The 24,008-nt window shown below is 71.6% G+C and carries 22 protein-coding genes; 15 read left to right on the forward strand and 7 right to left on the reverse strand.

What is annotated here, in order from left to right; all coding sequences use genetic code 11:
* Positions 1-11 precede the first annotated feature (11 nt).
* From BIU94_RS14085 to BIU94_RS14105, 5 genes are all read right to left on the reverse strand, one after another.
* Positions 12-782, reverse strand: a complete 771-nt coding sequence (locus BIU94_RS14085; protein WP_071261437.1) for a succinate dehydrogenase iron-sulfur subunit — start codon at positions 780-782, stop codon at positions 12-14.
* A gap of 1 nt (position 783) precedes the next feature.
* A complete protein-coding gene (sdhA, locus tag BIU94_RS14090; RefSeq protein ID WP_071261440.1) occupies positions 784-2,580 on the reverse strand; it encodes a succinate dehydrogenase flavoprotein subunit in 1,797 nt (598 codons plus the stop codon).
* A gap of 49 nt (positions 2,581-2,629) precedes the next feature.
* The gene (sdhD, locus tag BIU94_RS14095; protein WP_071261442.1) at positions 2,630-3,076 is read right to left on the reverse strand and encodes a succinate dehydrogenase, hydrophobic membrane anchor protein; all 447 of its coding nucleotides are present in this window, start codon (positions 3,074-3,076) and stop codon (positions 2,630-2,632) included.
* 10 nt (positions 3,077-3,086) lie between these two features.
* Positions 3,087-3,536, reverse strand: a complete 450-nt coding sequence (gene sdhC, locus BIU94_RS14100; RefSeq protein WP_083404849.1) for a succinate dehydrogenase, cytochrome b556 subunit — start codon at positions 3,534-3,536, stop codon at positions 3,087-3,089.
* A gap of 78 nt (positions 3,537-3,614) precedes the next feature.
* Positions 3,615-4,850, reverse strand: coding sequence for a glycosyltransferase family 1 protein (locus BIU94_RS14105; protein ID WP_254782998.1), 1,236 nt, complete (start codon positions 4,848-4,850; stop codon positions 3,615-3,617).
* A gap of 155 nt (positions 4,851-5,005) precedes the next feature.
* Between BIU94_RS14105 and BIU94_RS14110 the strand changes: the two genes are divergently transcribed.
* From BIU94_RS14110 to BIU94_RS14170, 13 genes are all read left to right on the forward strand, one after another.
* Positions 5,006-6,121 (forward strand): mannose-1-phosphate guanylyltransferase, encoded by a 1,116-nt coding sequence (locus BIU94_RS14110; RefSeq protein WP_071261452.1) that lies wholly within the window; start codon positions 5,006-5,008, stop codon positions 6,119-6,121.
* Between the two features lie 220 nt (positions 6,122-6,341).
* Positions 6,342-7,406 carry a BMP family protein gene (locus BIU94_RS14115; RefSeq protein WP_071261465.1) on the forward strand — a complete coding sequence of 355 codons (1,065 nt, stop codon included), beginning with the start codon at positions 6,342-6,344 and terminating at the stop codon, positions 7,404-7,406.
* Positions 7,407-7,532: 126 nt separating this feature from the next.
* Positions 7,533-9,053 (forward strand): ABC transporter ATP-binding protein, encoded by a 1,521-nt coding sequence (locus BIU94_RS14120; protein ID WP_071261468.1) that lies wholly within the window; start codon positions 7,533-7,535, stop codon positions 9,051-9,053.
* Positions 9,054-9,130: 77 nt separating this feature from the next.
* A complete protein-coding gene (locus tag BIU94_RS14125; RefSeq protein WP_217639515.1) occupies positions 9,131-10,387 on the forward strand; it encodes an ABC transporter permease in 1,257 nt (418 codons plus the stop codon).
* Entirely contained in the window at positions 10,384-11,673 is a 1,290-nt protein-coding gene (locus BIU94_RS14130) for an ABC transporter permease (RefSeq protein WP_175472229.1), read from the forward strand. The genes BIU94_RS14125 and BIU94_RS14130 overlap by 4 nt, the downstream gene beginning before the upstream one ends.
* A gap of 166 nt (positions 11,674-11,839) precedes the next feature.
* A complete protein-coding gene (locus tag BIU94_RS14135; RefSeq protein WP_083404877.1) occupies positions 11,840-12,238 on the forward strand; it encodes a cytidine deaminase in 399 nt (132 codons plus the stop codon).
* 1 nt (position 12,239) lies between these two features.
* Positions 12,240-13,529 carry a thymidine phosphorylase gene (locus tag BIU94_RS14140; RefSeq protein ID WP_071261471.1) on the forward strand — a complete coding sequence of 430 codons (1,290 nt, stop codon included), beginning with the start codon at positions 12,240-12,242 and terminating at the stop codon, positions 13,527-13,529.
* A gap of 57 nt (positions 13,530-13,586) precedes the next feature.
* A complete protein-coding gene (locus tag BIU94_RS14145; protein ID WP_071261473.1) occupies positions 13,587-14,699 on the forward strand; it encodes an adenosine deaminase in 1,113 nt (370 codons plus the stop codon).
* 4 nt (positions 14,700-14,703) lie between these two features.
* Positions 14,704-15,150, forward strand: a complete 447-nt coding sequence (locus BIU94_RS14150) for a PTS sugar transporter subunit IIA (RefSeq protein WP_071261476.1) — start codon at positions 14,704-14,706, stop codon at positions 15,148-15,150.
* Positions 15,147-15,425, forward strand: a complete 279-nt coding sequence (locus BIU94_RS14155) for a PTS sugar transporter subunit IIB (RefSeq protein WP_071261480.1) — start codon at positions 15,147-15,149, stop codon at positions 15,423-15,425. The genes BIU94_RS14150 and BIU94_RS14155 overlap by 4 nt, the downstream gene beginning before the upstream one ends.
* Before the next feature lie 65 nt (positions 15,426-15,490).
* Positions 15,491-16,318, forward strand: a complete 828-nt coding sequence (locus BIU94_RS14160) for a purine-nucleoside phosphorylase (RefSeq protein ID WP_071261483.1) — start codon at positions 15,491-15,493, stop codon at positions 16,316-16,318.
* On the forward strand, positions 16,315-17,958 hold the full coding sequence (locus BIU94_RS14165; protein WP_071261485.1) for a phospho-sugar mutase: 1,644 nt from the start codon (positions 16,315-16,317) through the stop codon (positions 17,956-17,958). The genes BIU94_RS14160 and BIU94_RS14165 overlap by 4 nt, the downstream gene beginning before the upstream one ends.
* A 394-nt stretch (positions 17,959-18,352) precedes the next feature.
* Positions 18,353-19,114: a hypothetical protein gene (locus BIU94_RS14170; RefSeq protein WP_071261488.1), complete on the forward strand. Its 762-nt coding sequence runs from the start codon at positions 18,353-18,355 to the stop codon at positions 19,112-19,114.
* A 100-nt stretch (positions 19,115-19,214) separates the two neighbouring features.
* Here the strand turns inward: BIU94_RS14170 and BIU94_RS14175 are convergent, their stop codons facing one another.
* Both BIU94_RS14175 and BIU94_RS14180 read right to left on the reverse strand, forming a co-directional pair.
* The gene (locus tag BIU94_RS14175) at positions 19,215-20,990 is read right to left on the reverse strand and encodes a biotin carboxylase N-terminal domain-containing protein (RefSeq protein ID WP_071261491.1); all 1,776 of its coding nucleotides are present in this window, start codon (positions 20,988-20,990) and stop codon (positions 19,215-19,217) included.
* A gap of 79 nt (positions 20,991-21,069) precedes the next feature.
* Complete coding sequence (locus BIU94_RS14180) at positions 21,070-21,849, reverse strand: nucleoside triphosphate pyrophosphatase (protein WP_071261496.1); 780 nt, start codon at positions 21,847-21,849, stop codon at positions 21,070-21,072.
* 14 nt (positions 21,850-21,863) lie between these two features.
* Between BIU94_RS14180 and BIU94_RS14185 the strand changes: the two genes are divergently transcribed.
* Both BIU94_RS14185 and BIU94_RS14190 read left to right on the forward strand, forming a co-directional pair.
* On the forward strand, positions 21,864-23,123 hold the full coding sequence (locus tag BIU94_RS14185; protein ID WP_071261498.1) for a class I SAM-dependent RNA methyltransferase: 1,260 nt from the start codon (positions 21,864-21,866) through the stop codon (positions 23,121-23,123).
* Positions 23,124-23,289: 166 nt separating this feature from the next.
* The gene (locus tag BIU94_RS14190; protein ID WP_071261508.1) at positions 23,290-24,006 is read left to right on the forward strand and encodes a response regulator transcription factor; all 717 of its coding nucleotides are present in this window, start codon (positions 23,290-23,292) and stop codon (positions 24,004-24,006) included.
* Positions 24,007-24,008: the final 2 nt, after the last annotated feature.

Below are 24,008 nucleotides of genomic sequence, written 5' to 3' on the forward strand. Positions count from 1 at the left end.
GACGCCGAGCGTCAGGCCTTCCCGCGCATGAGCGCCTGCTTGACCTCGGAGATCGCCTTCGTGACCTGGATGCCACGGGGGCAGGCGTCCGTGCAGTTGAAGGTCGTGCGGCAGCGCCACACGCCTTCCTTGTCGTTGAGGATGTCGAGTCGCACGTCGGCCGCGTCGTCGCGCGAGTCGAAGATGAAGCGGTGCGCGTTCACGATCGCGGCCGGACCGAAGTACTGCCCGTCGGTCCAGAACACCGGGCAGGACGACGTGCACGCCGCGCAGAGGATGCACTTCGTGGTGTCGTCGAAGCGGGCACGGTCGGCGACGGACTGCACGCGCTCCTTGCCCGGGGTGGGCGGCGTCGAGGCCTGCAGGAACGGCTGCACCTCGCGGTAGGACTTGAAGAAGGGCTCCATGTCGACGACGAGGTCCTTCTCGAGCGGCAGGCCCTTGATGGCCTCGACGTAGATCGGCTTCGAGACGTCGAGGTCCTTGATGAGGGTCTTGCATGCGAGGCGGTTGCGGCCGTTGATGCGCATCGCGTCGGAACCGCAGACGCCGTGCGCGCAGGACCGGCGGAACGTGAGGGACCCGTCCTGCTCCCACTTGATCTTGTGCAGCGCGTCGAGGATGCGGTCGGTCGGCAGCATCATGACGTCGAAGTCCTGCCAGCGCGGCTCGTCGTCGACGTCCGGGTCGAACCGTCGCACGATGAGCGTGACGGAGAAGGATCCCGGGGGCGCGTCGACCGCGTCGGTACGGGGGGCGTCGGAGACCAGGGTGTCGGTCATCTCAGTACTTCCTCTCCATCGGCTGGTACCGCGTCATGACGACGGGCTTCCAGTCGAGCGTGATGTGGTCGTCGGCGAGGGACGAGTGCGGGTCACCCGTCAGGTACGCCATCGTGTGCTGCATGTAGTTCTCGTCGTCGCGCTTCGGGTAGTCGTCGCGCATGTGCCCGCCGCGGCTCTCCTTGCGGTTGCGCGCCGAGTAGACGACGACCTCGGCCAGGTCGAGCAGGAAGCCGAGCTCGACGGCCTCGAGCAGGTCGGTGTTGAACCGCTTGCCCTTGTCCTGCACGCTCACCTGCGTGAAGCGGTTTCGGAGCGTGTGGATGGTCTCGGTGACCCGCGCGAGGGACTCGTCGGTCCGGAACACCTGCGCGTTCTTGTCCATCTCCTCCTGCAGCTCCTTGCGGAGCGCTGAGACGCGCTCGGTGCCGGTCGACGCGCGGAGCTGCTCGAGCATCGCGCGGACGCCGGCGGCCGGGTCCTCGGGCAGGGGGAGGAACTCGGCGGTCTTGACCCACTCGGCGGCGTTGTTGCCCGAGCGCTTGCCGAAGACGTTGATGTCGAGCAGGGAGTTCGTGCCGAGACGGTTCGAGCCGTGCACCGACACGCAGGCGCACTCGCCCGCGGCGTACAGCCCGGGGACGACGGTCGTGTTGTCGTACAGGACCTCGGCGTCGGTGTTCGTCGGGATGCCGCCCATCGCGTAGTGCGCGGTGGGCATGACCGGTACCGGCTCGACGACCGGGTCGACGCCGAGGTAGGTGCGGGCGAACTCGGTGATGTCCGGCAGCTTCGTCTCGAGGACCTCTGCCCCGAGGTGCGTGCAGTCGAGCAGGACGTAGTCCTTGTTCGGTCCGGCACCCCGGCCCTCGGCGACCTCCTGCACCATGCAACGGGCGACGATGTCGCGCGGGGCGAGGTCCTTGATGGTCGGGGCGTAGCGCTCCATGAAGCGCTCGCCCGACGCGTTCCGGAGGATCGCACCCTCGCCGCGCGCACCCTCGGTGAGCAGGATGCCGAGGCCCGCCAGGCCGGTCGGGTGGAACTGGAAGAACTCCATGTCCTCGAGCGGCAGGCCCGTGCGCCAGACGATCCCGACGCCGTCGCCCGTGAGCGTGTGCGCGTTCGAGGTGGTCTTGTACATCTTGCCGAAGCCGCCGGTCGCGAAGATCATCGCCTTGGCGTGGAACACGTGCAGCTCGCCGGTCGCGAGCTCGAACGCCACGACGCCAGCCGGCTGCTTCCGGGTGACGCCGTCGTCGCCGACGACGTCGACCATGATGAGGTCGAGTGCGTAGAACTCGTTGTAGAACTCGACACCGAGCTTCACGCAGTTCTGGAACAGCGTCTGCAGGATCATGTGCCCGGTGCGGTCGGCTGCGTAGCAGGCACGGCGCACGGGCGACTTGCCGTGGTCGCGCGTGTGCCCGCCGAACCGGCGCTGGTCGATCTTGCCCTCGGGCGTGCGGTTGAACGGCAGACCCATGTTCTCGAGGTCGATGACGGCGTTGATCGCCTCCTTCGCGAGGATCTCGGCGGCGTCCTGGTCGACGAGGTAGTCGCCGCCCTTGATCGTGTCGAAGGTGTGCCACTCCCACGAGTCCTCTTCGACGTTCGCCAGGGCGGCGGCCATGCCGCCCTGCGCCGCACCGGTGTGCGACCGGGTCGGGTACAGCTTCGAGATGACGGCCGTCTTCGCCTTCGGGCCGGCCTCGATCGCGGCACGCATGCCCGCGCCTCCGGCGCCGATGATGACGATGTCGAACTGGTGGTGGTGGACGGTGGTCTCGGTGGTCACAGGGGTCTTTCCGTAGACGGTGGGAAGGCGGGCGGCAGCGGCGGTGGGGCTACTGCGCCGGGCAGAAGGACGGCAGGTCGGCGGCGGCGGCGCCCGCGGGGCACGGGTCGAAGGTCCAGCACACGAGCAGGCCGAGGACGATGAGCGCGACGCACGCGACGAGGACGGCACCGAGGAGCGTCCTGCGCACGCCGGGCTTCGCCACGTAGTCGTTGATGATCGTCCGCATGCCGTTCGAGCCGTGGATGAGCGCGAGGACCAGCATGAGCGAGTCCCAGACCTTCCAGAACGGGTCGGCCCACTTGCCGGCGACGAAGGCGAAGTCGATCTGCTTGACGCCCTCGCCCGCCACCATGTTGACGAAGAGGTGGCCGAAGATCAGCACGACGAGCAGCACGCCCGAGGCGCGCATGTAGATCCAGCCCCACTTCTCCCAGTTGGTGGTGCGGCGGGCGGCGGCGGCCGAGCGCGGGGGCTCGATGGTCTGCGTGGTCATCTCAGTGCCCCTAGTTGAAGTCGGCGACGAGGTTCATGAGCTGGCGGGGCAGGAAGCCCGCGATCGTGATCGCCCAGAGGACGAGGACGATCCAGAACATGGCCCGCTGGTACTTCGGTCCCTTGGACCAGAAGTCGACGAGGATGATCCGCAGCCCGTTGTAGGCGTGGAACACGATCGCCATCACCAGGGCGGTCTCGCCGAGGTTCATGATCGGGGTCTTGTACGTGCCGATGACGGCGTTGTAGGCCTCTGGTGACAGCCGCACCAGCGCGGTGTCGAGGATGTGCACGAGCAGGAAGAAGTAGATCGCGACACCGGTGACCCGGTGCAGGACCCAGGACCACATGCCCGTCGATCCGCGGTACAGCGTGCCCTCGAGCTTCCGAGAGGCGCGTGGCGCCTCGATCGTGACCTCGGGCACGACGGTCGCGGTACCGCCGCCGGTTGGCTCAGCCATGAGCTCGTCCTTCCGTAGGACGGGCTCGCCCGATCGGCGAGCCCTTGCCGTTCGTGTTCGTGTGGAACACGCCCCATCCTATGCGCGGGCACCGACCTTCTCGTCCCGACCGGCCCGGAGGCCCCGTCCGACGGGCGGCGCGCCGATGGCGCGGGCGGTGTCGTGGTGGGCGAGGAGCTGGTCGCCGACGGCCTCCCAGGTCGTCCCCTCGACCCGCAGGCGGCCGGCCGATCCCATGCGTTCCGCCAGTGCGCGGTCGTGGTGGAGCCGCAGGACGGCCTGGCGCAGGGCCTGCGGGGCGTCCGGGTCGAAGAGCTCGCCGTCGAGACCCGGCGCCACCAGGTCGATCGGCCCGCCCGACGCGGGGGCGACCACGGGCAACCCCGACGCGTGCGCTTCCTGGAGGGTCTGGCCGAAGGTCTCCGCCGGCCCGGTGTGCACGAAGACGTCGAGCGCCGCGTAGGCGTCGGCCAGCGCGTCGCCGCGCAGGGGGCCGGTGAAGGTCACGTCGAGGTGCCGGAGCCGCCGCTCGAGGAAGGCCCGGGACGGACCGCCGCCGGCGACGACGACGCGGATGCCCGGGACGCCCCCGAGCTCGGCGAGCCGCTCGACCTCCTTCTCGGGGGCGAGCCGGCCGACGTAGCCGACGATCGTCTCGCCGGCCGGGGCGAGTCGGCGGCGGAGCGCCCGCACGTGCCCGGACGTCCGGCGCGCGGGGTGGAACAGCTCGGTGTCGACCCCGCGTCCCCAGCGCACGACCCGGGGCACGCCGTCCTCGGCGAGCATCGCGGCCGTCGCGCTCGACGGGGCGAGCGTCAGCGACGCCCCGGCGTGGATGCGACCGAGGATCCTGCGCACCAACGGGACGGTCGCGGTCAGGCCGTTGCGGCGGGCGAACCCGGCCACGTCGGTCTGGAAGACGGCGACGGAGGGGATGCCGAGCCTCCCGGCCGCCGTGATCGCGCGCCCACCCAACAGGAACGGACTCGCGGCGTGCAGGACGTCGGCGCCGGAGGCGGCGAGGATCGTGTCGAGCACCGGGTGGGGGAGCGCGACCGGGAACTGGCGGTACGCCACCGCCGGGACGCGGTGGACGTCGAAGGAGCGGTGGCGTTCGACGGCGGTCCGTGACCGGAACTGCGCGAGCCCAGGGGTGTCCGGTGCGATCACGACCGCGCGGTGACCGCGGCGTTCCAGGTGGTCGAGGACCGCCAGGACGCTGGTGGTCACGCCGTTCAGGGTGGGCAGGAAGCTCTCGGTCACGACGGCCACGGTCCGAGGGGACGTGCCGCGCTCCACGCTGCGTGCGCTCATGGTGCTGCCCATGCTCCGCGGGCGACGTGTCGGTGCGGGGCCGGGCACGTGAACGCGGGCCGCGCGCCGGGTGAACACGACGTGCCCCGGGCGGCACTCGGCCGACGTCCGGACCGCTCCCAGCATCGCCGTCGTCCGAGCGGTACGGTGAGCACGTGCCTGACGCTCTCGACGACTTCTACGCGATCATCCCCGCAGGGGGCATCGGGTCGCGCCTGTGGCCGCTGTCCCGGGCCGACGCACCCAAGTTCCTGCACGACCTGACCGGGTCCGGCACCTCGCTGCTCCGGCAGACCTGGGACCGACTCGCGCCGCTCGCCGGCGACCAGCGGATCATGGTCGTCACCGGCCGTGCCCACCGTGTCGCCGTCGAGTCGCAGCTCCCCGGCGTCGAGGACCACAACGTCGTGCTCGAGAGCGAGCCGAAGGACTCCACGGCGGCCATCGGCCTCGCCGCCGCGATCCTCGTCCGCCGCGAGCCGGACGTCGTCATCGGCTCCTTCGCCGCCGACCACGTCATCGGCGACGCCCGCGGCTTCCGCCGGTCCGTCCGCGAGGCCGTCGCGGCCGCCCGCGCCGGCTACGTCACGACCATCGGCATCACGCCGACCGAGCCCGCGATCGGCTTTGGGTACATCCACGCGCACGGCGACACCCTCGGCATCGAGGGCGCCCCCACCGCGCACGCCGTGCGGTCGTTCGTCGAGAAGCCCGACCTGGACACCGCGCGCTCGTACGTCGAGCAGGGCACGTACCTCTGGAACGCGGGCATGTTCATCGCCCGCGCCGACGTCCTGCTCGCCGAGATCGGTCGGACGAAGCCGAAGCTGCTCGCCGGCATCGAGGAGCTCGCCGCCGCGTGGGACACCTCGGCCCGCGGAGCCGTCGTCGACGCCGTCTGGCCCGCGCTCGAGAAGATCGCGATCGACTACACGGTCGCCGAGCCCGCCGCCGCGGCCGGGCGGATGGCCGTCATCCCCGGCGACTTCGACTGGGACGACGTCGGCGACTTCGCCTCGCTCGCGAAGCTGCAGTCTGGCGGCCGGGCGAACAACCTCGCCGTGCTCGGCGACGGCGCCCGCATCCTCGCCGACTCGTCGAGCGGCATCGTGGTGGCCCACAGCCAGCGGCTCATCTCGCTCATCGGCGTCGAGGACATCGTCGTCGTCGACACCCCGGACGCGCTCCTCGTCACGACGAGCGCGAACGCGCAGCGGGTCAAGGGTGTGGTGGACGCACTGAAGATCAGCGGCCGCGGCGACGTGCTGTAGCGCTCCACCGACAACGTCCGGTCCGGATCGGGGAACCGCCCCCGAAGTGGGGGTCCGGGCGTGACGCCACGTTACGGCCGCGTTTCCGGGCGGTCGCGATCCCGTAACCGATCCACCGGGGCCTCTCCGGGCGTCCTGTACCGCCCGGTCGGTCGTGTACTGTCGCCACGATCGCCCGGAACGCACGTGGTCCGGGCACGCCCCCCGGAGGAACCCACCCGTGACATCTCGTACCCGTCAGGTCCTGCTGAGCTCCCTCGCGCTCGCGGGCACCGTCGCCGTCCTCACCGGCTGTGCAGCGGCCCCGTCCGACAACGCGTCGGCGAAGAAGACCGACTTCCGTCCCTGCATGGTCTCCGACGCCGGCGGCTTCGACGACAAGTCCTTCAACCAGCTCGGCTTCGAGGGCATGGTCGACGCCGCGGACGACCTCGGCGCCACGTACAAGAAGGCCGAGTCGAAGGACGCCACCGTCTACGACTCGAACATCGAGCAGCTCGTCAGCCAGAACTGCAACCTCATCGTGACGGTCGGCTTCAACCTCGCCGACGCCACGAAGAAGCAGGCCGCTGCGAACCCCGACACCGACTTCGCGATCATCGACGACAACTCGATCGACGCGGACAACGTCAAGCCGATCACGTTCGACACGTCGCAGGCGGCGTTCCTCGCCGGCTACGCGGCGGCGTCCTACTCGAAGACCGGCGTCGTCGGCACCTTCGGCGGCATGCAGATCCCGACCGTCACCATCTTCATGGACGGCTTCGCGGACGGTGTGGAGTACTACAACGAGCAGAAGGACAAGGACGTCAAGGTCGTCGGCTGGAACGTCGACACCGGCAAGGGCTCCTTCACCGGCGGCTTCGAGGCCGGCACGCAGGCCAAGTCGGTCGCGCAGACGCTCCTCGACCAGGACGCCGACGTGATCCTGCCGGTCGGCGGTCCGATCTACCAGTCGGCCGCCGAGGCCATCAAGGACGCCGACAACGGCTCCGTCCTCATCGGTGCGGACAGCGACCTCTACGAGGCCGACCCCCGCTACAAGGACATCGCCTTCACCTCGATCGAGAAGGGCATGCGCCCCGCGACGAAGGACGTCGTCGAGCAGGCGGCGGACGGCAAGTTCTCGAACGAGCCGTACGTCGGCACGCTGAAGAACGAGGGCGTCGGCATCGCGCCGTTCCACGACTACGAGTCGAAGGTCGACAGCAGCCTGCAGGGCGAGCTCGACAAGATCAAGGCCGGCATCATCGACGGCTCGATCACGGTCAAGACCCAGTCCTGACCCAGTGGACGCGGGCGGGGGGATCCTCCCTCGCCCGCGTTGTCGTGCGCCCGCTCGGCGCACGCAGGACCGTGCACCCGGATCGTGCGCCCGCGTGGCGCACCGAGACAGAAATAGACTCCCGACATGAAGCTCGAACTCCGCGGCATCACCAAGCGGTTCGGCGCCCTGGTCGCCAACGACCACATCTCGCTCACCGTCGAGCCGGGTGAGGTCCACTGCCTGCTGGGTGAGAACGGCGCCGGCAAGTCCACCCTGATGAACGTCCTGTACGGCCTGTACGAGGCCGACGAGGGCGAGATCCTGCTCGACGACGTCGCGCAGGACTTCGACGGTCCCGGCGACGCCATGCGCGCCGGCATCGGCATGGTGCACCAGCACTTCATGCTCGTGCCCGTGTTCACGGTCGCCGAGAACGTCATGCTCGGGCAGGAGCAGACCACCTTCGGCGGTCGGCTCGACCTGGCCGGCGCCCGCCGGCGCGTGCAGGAGATCTCCGACCGCTTCGGGTTCGACGTCGACCCCGACGCGAAGGTCGAGGACCTGCCGGTCGGCGTGCAGCAGCGCGTCGAGATCATCAAGGCGCTGTCCCGCGACGCCTCCGTGCTGGTGTTTGACGAGCCGACGGCCGTCCTCACGCCGCAGGAGACCGACGAGCTGATGGGCATCATGCGGCAGCTGCGCGAGGCCGGCACCGCGATCGTCTTCATCACGCACAAGCTGCGCGAGGTGCGCGAGGTCGCCGACCGCATCACCGTCATCCGGCTCGGCAAGGTGGTCGGCGAGGCCTCGCCGACCGCGACGAACAACGAGCTCGCGGCGCTCATGGTGGGCCGTGCGGTCTCGCTCGTCGTCGACAAGGAACCCGCCACCGGTGGCGAGGACGCCCTGGTGGTGCAGGACCTCACCGTCACCGACCCGTCCGGGATCGTGCTCGTCGACGACGTGTCGTTCACCGTGCGCCGCGGCGAGGTCCTGGCCATCGCCGGCGTGCAGGGCAACGGGCAGACCGAGCTCACCGAGGCGATCATCGGCCTCCAGCCGGTGCACGCCGGACGCGTCACGCTCGACGGCAAGGAGCTCACCGGCCGCACCGTCAAGCAGGTGCTCGACGCGGGCGTCGGCTTCGTGCCGGAGGACCGCAAGGAGGACGGGCTCGTCGGCGAGTTCACCATCGCGGAGAACCTCATGCTCGACCGGGCGGACCACGCCGAGTTCGTCCGCGCCGGCACCATCCGGGCGGCCGAGCGCGACGCGTTCGCCGACGAGAAGATCGCCGAGTTCGACATCCGCACGCCGGGCCGCACCACCGCGGCCGGTCGGCTGTCCGGCGGCAACCAGCAGAAGATCGTCCTCGCCCGCGAGCTGAGCCGCGAGCTCCGGCTGTTCGTCGCCGCGCAGCCCACCCGCGGGATCGACGTCGGGTCGATCGAGTTCGTGCACAAGCGCATCGTCGCCACCCGCGACACCGGCGTCCCCGTCATCGTCGTCTCGACCGAGCTCGACGAGGTCGTCGCACTCGCCGACCGCATCGCGGTCATGTACCGCGGCGGCATCGTCGGCATCGTGCCGGCGGACACCCCCCGAGACGTCCTCGGCCTCATGATGGCCGGCGAACTCCCAGAAGGAACGGAGCTGGCAGCGTGACCACCCCCACGCCCGACGGCACGCAGCAGCCGCCCACCGACGACCGCCTGCAGGAGGTCGAGTCCACCCCGCACCTGATGACGGACTCGGCCGAGGACACCGAGCGCCGCAACGGCGCCCCCGGCACCGACCGGTGGCACGCCGCCCTGCAGAGCATCCTCAACGGCTCCGTCCTGGTGACGCTGCTCGCCGTGGTGCTCGCGCTCGTCGCGTGCGGCATCCTCATCGCGCTCACCGACGAGAACGTCCGCGCCACGGCCGGCTACTTCTTCGCCCGTCCGACGGACATGCTCCAGGCGGTCGGCACCGCGGTCGGCGGCGCGTACGCGTCGCTGTTCCAGGGTTCCGTCGTCAACTTCGGCGCGACGTCGTTCCAGCAGGCGATCGCCCCGCTCACGCGGTCGGTCGACTACGCGGTGCCGCTCGTCGCCGCCGGGCTCGGGATCGCGCTGTCGTTCCGCGCCGGCCTGTTCAACATCGGCGGCCAGGGTCAGATCCTGATGGGTGCCGCGGCCGCCGGCTGGGTCGGGTTCTCGTTCGACCTGCCCGCCGCGGTCCACATCCCGCTCACCATCCTCGCCGGCATCGTCGGCGGCGCGGTCTGGGGTGGCATCGTCGGCGTGCTCAAGGCACGCACCGGCGCGAACGAGGTGGTCGTCACGATCATGCTCAACTACGTCGCGCTCTACCTGGTGAGCTACCTGCTGCGCACGCCCGGTCTGCTGCAGGCCCCGGGGAGCGCCAACCCGATCTCGCCCACCACGAAGGACAGCGCCCTGCTGCCCGCCCTGTTCGGACCGCGCTACGGCGTCGACCTCGGCTTCGTGGTGGCGATCCTGGCGGTCGTCGTCGTCTGGTGGCTCGTCAACAAGTCGTCGCTCGGCTTCCGGTTCCGCACCATCGGCGAGAACCCCCGTGCCGCGCGCGTCGCCGGCATGAGCGTGCCGAGCCTGACCATCTGGGTCCTCGTCATCTCCGGTGCCCTCGTCGGCATCGCCGGGGCGTACCAGGTGCAGGGCGCCGTCACCACGGGCTTCACGTCGGGCATCGACGCCGGTATCGGCTTCGACGCGATCACGGTCGCGCTGCTCGGCCGCTCGAAGCCGTGGGGCGTGTTCTGGGCCGCGATCCTGTTCGGCATCCTGAAGAACGGCGGCTACGCCATGCAGGCCGCCAACGGCATCCCGATCGACATCGTGGGCGTCATCCAGGCCCTCATCGTCCTGTTCATCGCGGCGCCGCCGCTCGTCCGCGCGATCTTCCGGATCCCGCAGCCGGGTGCCCGCAAGCGCACGAGGACCAGCAAGAACAGCAAGAAGGCGGTCGCCGCGTGAGCACCCTCAGCCCCACCGCGACCCCCGCGTCGCCGCTGTCCGACCGTCCGGTCGAGACCACCCGCAGCTGGAAGACCCCGATCGGGTACGGCGTGTTCACGCTGCTCGCCGTCGTGTTCTTCGGGCTGCTGCACCGTCCCGGCACGACGACCTTCCGGCTCGCGAACGCCGGCGACTTCTTCGCCCTGCCGAACGTCCCGCTGCCCGCGGTCGCCACCGGGATCGTCGTCATCGTCCTGCTGGCGATCGCCACCGTCTACGCCGTCGTCGAGGTCCGCGCGTACCGGCACGTCCCGCTCTGGGTCACGTCGGTCTTCGCGATCGTCTTCGTCGTCGGGTTCCTGACGTGGGCGGCGGCCGGTGCCACGATCCCGCTGCCCGGTCTGCTCGTCGGTGCGCTCGGCCTGAGCGTCCCGCTCGTCTTCGGTGCCCTCGGCGGTGTCATCTCCGAGCGCGTCGGCGTCGTGAACATCGCGATCGAGGGCCAGTTCCTCGCCGGTGCGTTCACGTCGGCGCTCATCGCCTCGCTGACCGGTTCCGCGTGGGTCGGCCTCGTCGGCGCGCTCGTCGCCGGCGTCCTGGTGTCGTTCATCCTCGCCGCGTTCAGCATCAAGTACCTCGTCGACCAGGTCATCGTCGGTGTCGTCATCAACGCGTTCATCTCCGGCCTGACCGGCTTCCTGTACTCGCAGGTGCTCTCGCCGAACGAGGAGACCCTCAACGTCGGCGTCCGGTTCCCGCGGTTCGAGATCCCGGTCCTGCACCAGATCCCGGTCATCGGACCGGTGCTCTTCGAGCAGACCGTGGTCGTCTACCTGGCCTACGTCGCCGTCGCAGCGGTCACCTTCGCACTGTTCAAGACGCGCTGGGGCCTGCGCCTCCGCGCGGTGGGCGAGCACCCGCAGGCCGCCGACACGGTGGGCATCAACGTGACGAGCACCCGCTTCTGGAACGTCTCGCTCGCCGGTGCGATCGCGGGCCTCGGTGGTGCCTACTTCACCCTCGACGCGGTCGGACCGTTCACGAAGGACATGACGGCCGGCGCCGGGTACATCGCCCTGGCGGCCGTGATCTTCGGCCGGTGGGACCCGATCAAGGCGACGCTCGCGGCGCTGCTGTTCGGCTTCGCGTCGAACCTGCAGAACACCCTCGGCGCCATCGACTCGCCCGTCCCGAGCGAGTTCCTGCTCATGCTGCCCTACGTCGTCACGATCTTCGCGGTGGCCGGCCTGGTCGGTCAGTCCCGTGGTCCGGCGGCGTCCGGCAAGCCCTACATCAAGAGCTGACGGCCAGGAGGCACGGCACATGACCGACACGCACGCTGCGGACGACGACACGGTCGCGTCCACCGACGCGACCGCCTGGACGGACCCGGCCACGGCCCTGGGCGCGACCGGCGGCCGGGCCGCCGCCGACGGGGCGGACGCAACCCCGGGCCTCCCGACCGACGACGTGGACTGGGGCGCCCTGCGGGACGCCGCCACGACCGCGATGCGGCGCGCCTACGCGCCGTACTCGTCGTTCCCGGTGGGTGCCGCGGCGCTCACCGACGACGGCCGGATCGTCTCCGGGTGCAACATCGAGAACGCGAGCTACGGGGTGACGCTCTGCGCGGAGTGCTCGCTCGTGTCGCAGCTGCACATGACCGGCGGCGGCAAGCTCGTCGCCTTCACGTGCGTCGACGGCGACGGGGCGACCCTGATGCCGTGCGGCCGCTGCCGGCAGCTGCTGTTCGAGCACTCGACCGAGGGGATGCTCCTCGAGACGGTCTCCGGCATCCGCACCATCGACGAGGTCCTGCCCGACGCGTTCGGGCCGCGCACCCTCGCCACCTACCAGCAGGAGCACTGACATGGCCGTCGAGCCGTTCGACACCGTCGACCTCATCCGCACGAAGCGCTCCGGCGGCGCCCTGGGCACCGCCGAGGTGGACTGGCTCGTCGACGCGTACACCCGCGGCTACGTCGAGGACCCGCAGATGGCCGCGATGGCGATGGCGATCTTCCTGAACGGGATGGAGCGTCGGGAGATCAAGGACCTCACGCTCGCGATGATCGCGTCGGGGGAGCGGATGTCGTTCGGCTCGCTCGGCAAGACGACGGTCGACAAGCACTCCACCGGCGGCGTCGGCGACAAGATCACCCTGCCGCTCGCGCCCCTCGTGGCGTCGTTCGGGGTCGCGGTGCCGCAGCTGTCCGGCCGTGGGCTCGGGCACACCGGCGGGACGCTCGACAAGCTCGAGTCGATCCCGGGGTGGCAGGCGTCGATCTCGAACGACCGCATGCTGCAGGTGCTGCAGGACGTCGGCGCGGTCATCTGCGCCGCCGGTACCGGCCTGGCACCCGCCGACAAGAAGCTCTACGCACTCCGCGACACCACCGGCACGGTCGAGTGCATCCCGCTCATCGCGTCGAGCATCATGTCGAAGAAGATCGCCGAGGGCACCGGTGCGCTCGTGCTCGACGTCAAGTTCGGGTCCGGGGCGTTCATGCCGACCTACGAGGCGTCACGGGAGCTCGCGCAGACCATGGTCGACCTCGGCAACGACGCCGGGGTCGCGACCTCGGCGCTGCTGACCGACATGGAGGTCCCGCTCGGGCTGACGATCGGCAACGCGCTCGAGGTGCGGGAGTCGGTGGAGGTACTGGCAGGCGGCGGCCCGGCCGACGTCGTCGAGCTCACCGTGGCGCTCGCGACCGAGATGCTCACGCTGGCCGGACTGCCGGACGCCGACCCGGCGGCCGCACTGGCCGACGGTCGCGCGATGGACACCTGGCGTCGCATGATCGAGGCGCAGGGCGGCGACGCGTCGGCCACGCTGCCGGTCGCACGGGAGCAGCACGTCGTCACCGCGCCGTCGTCCGGGGTGCTCGCGTCGCAGCAGGCCCTGCCGTTCGGGATCGCAGCCTGGCGCCTCGGTGCCGGCCGCGCCCGCGCGCAGGACCCGGTCCAGGCCGGCGCCGGCATCGAGCTGCACGTCAAGCCGGGTGACACCGTGACCGAGGGGCAGCCGCTCTGGACGCTGCACACCGACGAGCCCGCCCGGTTCGACCGAGCGCTCGAGTCGCTCGAGGGCGCGTGGTCGATCGGTGCCGCCGCGCCGGAGCGCGGGCCGATCGTGCGGGAGCGGATCGCGGGCTGACCGTCCCTCGTGCACAGGTGCCTGCGCGGGGTCGGTGACCACCGGTAGCCTGGGCGCATGAGCGCCGACGCCACGACCTACCGCCTGCCCGACGCCGGGGCGGTCATCAACGACCTGCCGAAGGTCTCGCTGCACGACCACCTCGACGGTGGCCTGCGACCGGCGACCATCGTCGAGCTGGCCGGTGCCGCGGGCGTGACGCTGCCGACCACCGACCCGGCCGAGCTCGGGCAGTGGTTCGCCGACCAGTCCAACTCCGGCTCGCTCGTCGAGTACCTGAAGACCTTCGACGTCACCACCTCGGTCATGCAGACGGCGCCGCAGCTGCACCGCGTCGCGAAGGAGTTCGTCGAGGACCTCGTCGCCGACGGCGTCGTCTACGGCGAGGTCCGGTGGGCGCCCGAGCAGCACCTGCAGGGCGGTCTGACCCTCGACGAGACGGTCGAGGCGGTCCAGGCCGGCATCGAGGAAGCGGTCGACGCCGCCGGTGGGCGCATCCGCGTCGGCCAGCTCGTCACCGCGATGCGCCACGCCGACCGGGCGCTCGAGATCGCCGAGCTCGCCCTCCGCCACCGCGACCACGGGGTCGTCGGCTTCGACATCGCCGGCGCCGAGGCCGGGTTCCCCGCCTCGAACCACCGAGCGGCCTTCGACCACCTGGCCTCCGAGCTCTTCCCCGTCACCGTGCACGCGGGCGAGGCCGACGGGCTCGCGTCGATCCGCTCCGCGCTCGTCGACGGTCGCGCGCTCCGCCTCGGGCACGGCGTCCGCATCTTCGAGGACGTCACCCTGTCCGACGCGGGCGACGGCTCGACGCTGGCCTCGCTGGGCGAGGTCGCCTCGTGGGTCCGCGACCGCGAGATCCCGCTCGAGGTCTCGCCGTCCTCCAACCTGCAGACCGGGGCGATCGCCGCGTGGGGCGACGACCTCGCCGACCACCCCTTCGACGTGCTGTACCAGCTCGGCTTCCGGGTCACGGTGAACACCGACAACCGCCTGATGAGCGGGACGTCGCTGTCGAAGGAACTCGCGCTGCTCGCCGGCACGTTCGGCTACGACCTCGACGACCTGGCTGCGTTCCAGATCAACGCCGCGCTGGGCTCGTTCCTGCCCCTCGAGGACCGCGAGGACATCATCGCCACCATCACGGCCGGGTACTCGGAGGCGTAGCCGGATGGGACTGCCACCGCTGCCGGACGCCGCCGTCGTGCTCGGTGCGACCGCGCCCACCTGGCGGGACGCTCTCCGTCTCGCCGGTGGGGCGCTCGTCGCGACGGGGACGACGACCGACGACTACACCGACGCCATGATCGGCATGGTCGAGGAGCACGGTCCGTACATCGTGATCTCGCCGGGGCTCGCGTTCGCCCACGCCCGGCCGGGTGGCGCCGTGGTGCGGGACGGACTCGCGGTCGTGACGCTCGCGACGCCGGTGGCCTTCGGCCACCCGCACAACGACCCCGTGCGCGTCGTGCTCGGCCTGGCCGTCGCCGAGGTCGGCACCCACCTCGAGTCCATCGGCGAGATCGCCAACCTGTTCAACGACGCGACCGTCACCGGGCGGATCGCGGCGGCGACCACGGCGGACGAGGTCCGCGCGATCATGGGGGTGTCCGCGTGAAGATCGTGACCATCTGCGGCGCGGGCATCGGCTCGAGCGGCATCCTCAAGGTGAACGCCGAGAAGGCCCTCACCGCGCTCGGCCTGCAGGCCGAGGTCGTCGCTGCCGACGTCGCCTCGGTGCGCGACGCCTCGGCGGACGCCAACGTGATCCTGACGAGCCAGGAGTTCGTCGAGGCGATCGGGGACACCTACGCCGAGGTGATCGTGATCCGGAACCACTTCGACCAGGGCGAGATCACCGCGGCGGTGGACCGGGCGCTCGGCGAGCACTGAGGCATGTGCGGCGGCGTGTGCGGCGGCCGCCTCCGGAGCGGTCGTCCGCCTCTAGAGTTGGGGGCATGAGCACCGAGAACCCGCTGAACGACCCCGCTGCCGACCCGTTCGAGGTCGCGCGGGCCGCCGCCGCCGTCATCGCCGAACAGTCCGGCATCGAGCGGCACGACATCGCCCTGACCCTCGGGTCGGGCTGGGGCAAGGCCGCCGACATCATCGGCGAGACCGTCTCCGAGATCCCGGCGGACCAGGTCCCCGGGTTCAGCGCCTCGGCGGTGCCCGGGCACTCCGGCACCATCCGGTCGATCCGCCTCGCGGACGGCCGGCACGCGCTCGTCATCGGTGCCCGCACGCACTACTACGAGGGCCACGGGGTCCGCCGGGTCGTGCACAGCGTCCGCACCGCTGCGGCGACCGGGGCCTCGGTCATGGTGCTGACGAACGGTGCCGGCGGCATCAAGGAGCACTGGACGCCCGGCACGCCCGTGCTCATCAGCGACCACATCAACCTCACCGCGGACAGCCCGCTCGAGGGGGCGACCTTCATCGACCTCACCGACCTGTACTCGTCGCGGCTGCGCGCGATCGCCCGCGGCGTGGACCCCTCGCTGGACGAGGGCGTCTACACGCAGTTCCGCGGCCCGCACTACGAGACCCCGGCCGAGGTGCAGATGGCGAAGACCATCGGCGGGCACATCGTCGGCATGTCGACGGCGCTCGAGGCCATCGCCGCGCGGCAGGCCGGCATGGAGGTCCTCGGGTTCTCGCTCATCACGAACCTCGCCGCCGGCATCCAGACGACGCCGCTGTCCCACACCGAGGTGCTCGAGGCCGGCAAGCAGGCCGAGCCGGTGATCGCGGACCTCCTCGCCCGCGTGGTGGCCGCCCTGTGAGCGTCCTCGACGCCGCTCGCGCCTGGCTGCAGCAGGACCCCGACGACGAGACCCGCGACGAGCTGCAGCGGGTCGTCGACGCCGGCGACACCGACGAGCTCGAGGCCCGTTTCGCCGGGCGCCTGGCGTTCGGCACGGCCGGGCTCCGGGCCGAGCTCGGGTACGGGCCGCTGCGGATGAACCGGGTCGTCGTGACCCAGGCGGCGGCCGGGCTGGCGCGGTTCCTCATCGACAGCGGACGCTCGCGCAGCGTCGTGATCGGCTACGACGGCCGGGTCAACTCGGACGTGTTCGCGCGCGACTCCGCCGCGGTGATGCGCGGCCTCGGGCTCGAGGTCATGCTGCTGCCCTCGGCCCTGCCCACCCCGGTGGTCGCGTTCGCCGTGCGGCACCTCGACGTCGGCGCCGGCGTGATGGTCACCGCGAGCCACAACCCGCCGCGGGACAACGGCTACAAGGTGTACCTCGGACAGGACGACGAGGGCTCCCAGATCGTGCCGCCCGTCGACGGCGAGATCGCGGCGGCCATCGACGCCGTCGCGGCCGGGTCGATCACGGACCTGCCGCGGGCGACGGACTACACGGTCGCCGACGCCGCCCTGGTGGACGCCTACGTCGCCGCGACGGCCGCCACGGTGCCGACCCCGGCGCTCGACCCGCAGGACCAGCCCACGGTCGTCTACACGGCGATGCACGGCGTCGGGTGGCAGACCGCCCGCGCGGTGTTCACCGCGGCCGGGTTCGCCGAGCCGGCGGTCGTGCCGGAGCAGATCGAGCCGGACGGCGCGTTCCCCACGGTCTCGTTCCCGAACCCCGAGGAGCCCGGCGCGATGGACCTGGCGATCGCCCGCGGTCTCGCGGTCGGCGCCGACCTCGTGATCGCGAACGACCCCGACGCCGACCGGCTGGCGCTGGCGGTCCCCGCCGTCGCCGACTCCGGCGCTCCGACGTTCCGTCGGCTCTCCGGCAACGAGGTCGGCTGGCTGCTCGGCTGGCGTACCGCCGCCCGCGCGTCCGACGCCGGGGTCCGTGGCACGCTCGCGGCCTCGATCGTCTCCTCGCCCGCCCTCGCTCGCGTCGCCGCGCGCCACGGCCTGGAGTACCGCGACACCCTGACCGGCTTCAAGTGGGTCTCGCGGGTGCCGGAGCTGCTGTTCGGGTACGAGGAAGCCCTCGGCTACCTGGTCGACCCGGAGGTCGTCCGCGACAAGGACGGCATCTCGGCGGCGCTCGCGCTGCTGTCGCTGGCGTCGGAGCTCGCGGCGGCCGGTTCGACGATCGCCGGCCAGCTCGACGCGTTCGCCGCCGAGTTCGGGGCCTTCGCCTCCGGGCAGGTCGCGACCCGCGTGGACGACCTGTCGCGCATCGGCGAGGTCATGGCGTCGCTGCGGGCCACCCCGCCGACGACGCTCGGCGGCCTCGACGTGCTCGGCGTCACGGACTACGTCGACGGCGCCGACGGCTTCCCGCCGTCGGACATCCTGCGCTACGACCTGACCGGTGACGCGCGGGTCATCGTCCGCCCGAGCGGCACCGAGCCGAAGGTCAAGGTCTACATCGACACCGTGGCCGACACCCCCGCCGAGGCCGCGCGCCTCGTCGACGCCCTCGCCGAGGCGGTGCGCCCGCTCGTGTCGTAGGGGCGGCGGCGGCGCCGGGCGGTGCCGTTGCGCTTCACACAACCAAAGTGACCTCGAACCGCACGAACACGCGGTTTGCGGTCACTTTGGTTGTGCGCGGCCGCACGGCCGGTAGCCGTCCACAAGTGGGCATCCAATGCACTGTGTCCACAGGTGAGTGGTCGAGCCGAGGACATCGTCGGTGGGCCGGGCACCGTACCGGCATGACACGACTCATGATCATCCGTGGCGGTTCCGCGGACCCGACCGGCAGAACCGGTCGTGACCACCGTCGTGGGGTCGACGCGGGACGACTGGTCCGGCTCACGCCCGGGCGCTTCGTCGACGCCGCCGACTGGCGTCGCGCGACTCCCGGCGAGCGACACATCGCTCGCATCAAGCCGTCCATGACCGCTTGGACGGGCGGCTCGTGGTGTCGCACGCCTCGGCCGCGGCGCTGCACGGGTTACCGTGGCGCGGTGAGTTCCCGGACGTCGTCGAGGTCATCGACCCGCGACGCACGACCTCGCAGGCGCTCACGCACGTCCGCAAGCGTCCGGGCAGGGGCAGGACGCTGCGCACCCAGGTGATGGTCGCGAACGGGCGGGCCCTCACCGATCTGCTCACCACCGTCGTCGACGTGGCGATCTCCTACGAGCTCCGCATCTCGGTGCCCGCCCTCGACGTGGCGCTGCGGTGCGGCGTCACCCCGCGGGCCTTCCGGCTCGAGTTGGCGAGCCGCGAGGCCGTCCACGGCAAGCATCGGGCCCAGGTGGCGATCGAGCTCGCGGACGCAGCCAGCGGATCGCCGGGCGAATCGGTGGCGAGGGTCGCGCTCGACGAGGTCGGCGCCCCTCGGCCGGTCCTGCAGCAGGAGTTCCGCGACGCGGCGGGGTTCATCGGTCGGGTCGACTTCTGGTTCCCCGAGCACGGTGTGGTCCTCGAGTTCGACGGTCGGAGCAAGTACACCGACCCGGCCCTCCGCCCGGCGGGAACGTCCTCGGCCGACGTCGTCGTCGCGGAGAAGCGTCGCGAGGACCGACTTCGTCGGCACCCTGACGTCCGTTCCGTCGGCCGGTCCGGCTGGGACGAGGCGAACGACGCCGAGGCATTGCGCGGAGTCCTGCTCGCCGCAGGCCTGCCGACGACGACTCGGACGTTCCACAGACTCCGATGACGCCGGTCGGCGGAGCACGGCGCACAACCAAAGTCACCCCGNNGGTGACTTTGGTTGTGCGAAGCGGATTCGCGCCAGCGGAGCGCGGCGCCCGCGCGCGCTACGCGAGCTCGAGCAGCACGTGGCCGGACGAGATCGTCTGGCCGACCGGGGCGTTCAGGCTCGTGACGACGCCGTCCTTGTGGGCCTGGACGGGCTGCTCCATCTTCATCGCCTCGAGGACGACGAGCAGGTCGCCCTTCACCACGGTGTCGCCCTCGGCGACCGCGAGCTTCACGACGGTGGCCTGCATCGGCGAGGCGACGGACCCGCCCGACTTCGCGACACCGCCGCGCACGGCCGACGAGCGGCGCTTCGGGGGAGCGGAGGGACCGGCGGGACGACGCCCCGCGGCCGCGCCACCGCCGACGATCGACGGCATCGTGACCTCGATGCGCTTGCCCTGCACCTCGACGACGACGCTCTCGCGGGCGGCCGGGGCGGGGAGCTCCTCGGGGGAGCCGCTCCACGCCGGGATGTCGTTCTGGAAGTCGGTCTCGATCCACTGCGTGTACACGGAGAACGGCTCGTCGTCGGGGGTCGCGAAGGCCGGGTCCGACACGACCGCGCGGTGGAACGGCAGCACGGTCGGCAGGCCGGTGACCTCGAACTCGGCGAGTGCCCGTCGCGAGCGTTCCAGGGCCTCGGCGCGCGTGGCGCCGGTGACGACGAGCTTCGCGAGCATCGAGTCGAACGAGCCGGACACGACGTCGCCCGACACGACGCCGGAGTCGACGCGGACGCCGGGGCCGGACGGCGCGTTGAACGCGTGCACGGGGCCGGGCGCGGGGAAGAAGTTGCGACCAGGGTCCTCGCCGTTGATGCGGAACTCGAACGAGTGCCCGCGGGGCGTCGGGTCGGAGTAGTCGAGCGTGCCGCCCTCGGCGATGCGGAACTGCTCGCGGACGAGGTCGATGCCGGTGACCTCTTCCGAGACGCAGTGCTCGACCTGCAGGCGGGTGTTCACCTCGAGGAACGACACGGTGCCGTCGGCCCCGATGAGGAACTCGCAGGTGCCGGCGCCGACGTAGCCGACCTCGCGCAGGATCGCCTTCGACGACTCGTACAGTCGCTCCTGCTGTTCGTCGGTCAGGTACGGCGCGGGGGCCTCCTCGACGAGCTTCTGGTGGCGACGCTGCAGCGAGCAGTCGCGCGTCGAGACGACGACGACGTTGCCGTGCTCGTCGGCGAGGCACTGGGTCTCGACGTGGCGCGGCTTGTCGAGGTACTTCTCGACGAAGCACTCGCCGCGGCCGAACGCCGCGATGGCTTCACGCGTCGCCGACTCGAACTGCGAGGCGACCTCCTCGCGCGTCCGTGCGACCTTCAGGCCGCGGCCACCGCCACCGAAGGCCGCCTTGATGGCGACCGGCAGGCCGACCTCGTCCGCGAACGCGATGACCTCGGAGGCGTCCTTGACGGGCTCGATGGTGCCGGGGGCGAGCGGCGCCCCGACCTTCTCGGCGACGTGGCGCGCGGAGACCTTGTCGCCGAGGCGCTCGATGGACTCCGGCGACGGACCGATCCAGGTCAGCCCCGCGTCGATGACGGCGCGGGCGAAGTCGGCGTTCTCGGCCAGGAACCCGTAGCCCGGGTGCACGGCATCCGCGCCGGAGCGACGGGCGACCGAGATGATCTTGTCGATGACGAGGTAGGTGTCGGCGCTCGTGGTGCCGTTCAGCGCGTAGGCCTCGTCAGCGAGGCGTGCGTGGAGGGCGTCACGGTCCTGGTCGGCGTAGACCGCGACCGATGCCTTGCCTGCGTCGCGGGCCGCACGGATGATGCGGACGGCGATCTCGCCGCGGTTCGCGATGAGGACCTTGCTGATACGGGGCATGAGACATCAGCGTATTCGTGCGGTCGCGGGACGAATTGACCGGCATCCACAAAGAACCGGCCCCGCACAGTGCGGATGTCTACAGCGACCAGAGATCGTGCCAGTCGATGCCGAAGCCCCGCAGGAGCATCGTCCGCAGCATCGGCAACGACATGCCGATCACGGCCGACGGCGCGCCGTCGATCCGGGTGATGTACGCCGCCGCCCGACCGTCGATGGTGAACGCGCCCGCCACCTCGAGCGGCTCGCCGGTCGCGACGTACGCGTCGATCTCGTCCGCCGAGACGTCGTCGGCGAAGGTGAGCACCGCGCTGTCGACCGCGACCACGCGGTCGCCCGCGGCGGCCAGCGCCGACCCGCCGGGCGCGACGTCACCCAGGTCCGGGACCCCGGCAGGCGACGTGACCAGGGGACGGACGGGAGGCACGGTGCGGGCCGCGTCCGGGCCTCCCGTCCGCCCCGTGGCCGGGTCCACGTCGCGGCGCCGGTCGACGACGCAGTGTCCGCTCCACAGGGTCCCGCCGCCGGCGGCGAGCATCTGCCGCCAGCGCTCCCGGGCGACCGCCGGGTCGTGCGGCTTGCCGTACAGGCGTCCGTCGACCTCGAAGGCGGAGTCGCCGCCGAACACCACGCCGTCCACCGGCGAGCCGGCGACGGCGGCGTCCGCGACGGCCGACGCCTTCGCGACCGCGAGGAGCGAGACGAGCTCGGGGCCGGTCAGGTCACGGCCGAGGGACGCGGCGGCGGCGGCACCGGCGGCGTCCTCGTCGACCCCGGGGGAGACGAGCACCGGCTCGATCCCGGACTGGGCGAGGAGGGCTCGGCGGGCGGGGGATGTACTCGCGAGGTACAGACGCATGGGACCATCTCACCATGGGTGAATCCGTCGGCACGCTGCTCGAACTCGACGTCACCGGGATCGCCCACGGCGGCATCTCGGTGGCACGGCACGAAGGCCGGGTGGTCTTCGTCTCGGACGCGATCCCCGGGGAGCGCGTCGTCGCCCGGGTGACCGAGGACCGCAAGAAGTCGTTCTGGCGTGCCGACACGGTCAGCGTCGTCACCCCGAGCGAGCACCGCGTCGACCACGTCTGGCCGGAGGCCGCGCTCGACCGCGACCCCGAGACGCGCCCGGGCGGTGCCGAGTTCGGGCACATCGCCCTCGCCCACCAGCGCACGCTGAAGCACGACGTCCTCGTCGACGCGTTCGCGCGGTTCGCCCGGACGGACCTCGCCGAGGTGCTCGGCCACGACGTCGTCGTCGAGGCGGCGCCCGGCGACGACGCCGCGAACGGCCTCGGTTGGCGCACCCGCGTCCGGCTGCACGTCGACGAGCACGGCACCGCCGGCCCGTTCGCCGCCCGTTCGCACTCCGTCATCCCCGTCACCAGCCTGCCGCTCGCGAGCGCCGCGGTGCAGCAGAGCGCGCCGCTCGGCCGTGGCGTGATGCCGGGCTCGTCGGTGATCGACGTCCTCGCGCCGAGCGGGTCCGAGGGGGCACGGCTCGTCATCGACGAGCAGAAGCCCACGGTCGTGACCGAGGTCGTCGGGGAGCGCACGTTCCAGGTCGACGACAACGGCTTCTGGCAGGTGCACCGCGCCGCGGCGACCGTGCTCACCGAGGCCGTGCAGGACCTGGTCGACCGCGACCGCCTCGACCCCGAGGGCACCCACCTCGACCTGTACGGCGGTGTCGGCCTGCTCGCCGCAGCGCTCGGCGACCTCGTCGGCCCGAAGGCGCGCATCACGAGCGTCGAGAGCGCGGGGCGCGCGACCGAGCACGCGCAGGAGAACCTGTCCGAGTGGATCGGCGCCCGCGCCGAGACCGGGCGCGTCGACCGCTGGCTCGCGAACACGGTGGCGAACGCCTCGCGCGCCGAGCAGGACCGCTTCCGCGCCGGCACGATCGTCCTCGACCCGCCGCGCGCCGGCGCCGGACGCCAGGTCGTCGAGCAGATCGCGGCACTGGCACCCGCACAGGTCGTCTACGTCGCCTGCGACCCCGTCGCGCTCGCCCGCGACGTCGCGACCTTCGCCGACCTGGGGTACACGCTCGAGGCGCTGCGGGCCTTCGACCTGTTCCCGCACACGCACCACCTCGAGGCGGTCGCCCGGCTCGTACCGACGCGCTGAGGTCGTCCCAGCATCGCCCGGGTCCCGCCGAGGGCCCGAGCGCCGGAACCTGAGCCGCGTGGCGCACCGTCCGGACTCCCCACCTGAGTCCGGGCTGGGTATCCTGGGTACTCGATGGCGACCCGGTTTCAGGGGCCGGGCCTGCGCATCGGGACGAGAGGCCACAGTGGCAGCAGGAACGACAACCACCAACGAGACACCCGCGACGGCCACCAGGCCGGTCCGGGTCGCGATCGTCGACGACCACGAGTCCGTCCGACTCGGGATCCAGGCGGCGTGCCAGAACGAGGGGTTCGAGGTGGTGCTCACCGCCGCGAGCGTCCCCGAGTACGTCGAGAACCTCGACGGGCGAGAGGTCGACGTCGTCGTCCTCGACCTGTCCCTCGGCGACGGCTCGACCGTCACCGAGAACGTCAAGGGCGTGCAGGGCACCGGATCGGCGGTGCTCGTGCACTCCATCGCCGACCGCGTCGCCAACGTCCGCGAGGCACTGGCAGCAGGGGCTGCCGGCGTCATCCCGAAGTCCTCGGCGACGAAGACCGTGATGGCCGCCGTCGCGACCGTCGCGCGCGGGGACGTCCTCAACAACCTCGAGTGGGCGAGCGCGATCGACGCCGACCGGGACTTCGCGAAGGCGCAGCTCGGGCGCCGCGAGCGGGAGATCCTGCACCTCTACGCATCGGGCCTGCCGCTCAAGCTCGCCGCGCAGCAGCTCGGCATCGGGTACTCCACCGCCCGCGAGTACCTCGACCGCATCCGCGTGAAGTACGTCGAGGTCGGCCGACCCGCGCCGACCAAGGTCGACCTGCTCCGCCGCGCGGTCGAGGACGGGATCCTCCCCGGGCTCGACTCGGGGATCGACCCCGACGGCGACGGTCGCTGAGT

It is taken from the genome of Curtobacterium sp. MMLR14_006, from assembly GCF_001864985.1.
Classification (GTDB): domain Bacteria; phylum Actinomycetota; class Actinomycetes; order Actinomycetales; family Microbacteriaceae; genus Curtobacterium.

Excerpts from the sequence above, each read along its gene's own strand:
- BIU94_RS14085 (WP_071261437.1), bottom strand. The coding sequence starts at position 782 with ATGACCGACACCCTGGTCTCCGACGCCCCCCGTACCGACGCGGTCGAC.
- sdhD (WP_071261442.1), bottom strand. The coding sequence starts at position 3,076 with ATGACCACGCAGACCATCGAGCCCCCGCGCTCGGCCGCCGCCGCCCGC.
- BIU94_RS14180 (WP_071261496.1), bottom strand. The coding sequence starts at position 21,849 with ATGCGTCTGTACCTCGCGAGTACATCCCCCGCCCGCCGAGCCCTCCTC.
- BIU94_RS14105 (WP_254782998.1), bottom strand. The coding sequence starts at position 4,850 with ATGAGCGCACGCAGCGTGGAGCGCGGCACGTCCCCTCGGACCGTGGCC.
- BIU94_RS14175 (WP_071261491.1), bottom strand. The coding sequence starts at position 20,990 with ATGCCCCGTATCAGCAAGGTCCTCATCGCGAACCGCGGCGAGATCGCC.
- BIU94_RS14150 (WP_071261476.1), top strand. The coding sequence starts at position 14,704 with ATGGGACTGCCACCGCTGCCGGACGCCGCCGTCGTGCTCGGTGCGACC.
- BIU94_RS14145 (WP_071261473.1), top strand. The coding sequence starts at position 13,587 with ATGAGCGCCGACGCCACGACCTACCGCCTGCCCGACGCCGGGGCGGTC.
- BIU94_RS14140 (WP_071261471.1), top strand. The coding sequence starts at position 12,240 with ATGGCCGTCGAGCCGTTCGACACCGTCGACCTCATCCGCACGAAGCGC.
- sdhC (WP_083404849.1), bottom strand. The coding sequence starts at position 3,536 with ATGGCTGAGCCAACCGGCGGCGGTACCGCGACCGTCGTGCCCGAGGTC.
- BIU94_RS14125 (WP_217639515.1), top strand. The coding sequence starts at position 9,131 with ATGACGGACTCGGCCGAGGACACCGAGCGCCGCAACGGCGCCCCCGGC.
- BIU94_RS14120 (WP_071261468.1), top strand. The coding sequence starts at position 7,533 with ATGAAGCTCGAACTCCGCGGCATCACCAAGCGGTTCGGCGCCCTGGTC.
- BIU94_RS14160 (WP_071261483.1), top strand. The coding sequence starts at position 15,491 with ATGAGCACCGAGAACCCGCTGAACGACCCCGCTGCCGACCCGTTCGAG.
- BIU94_RS14185 (WP_071261498.1), top strand. The coding sequence starts at position 21,864 with ATGGGTGAATCCGTCGGCACGCTGCTCGAACTCGACGTCACCGGGATC.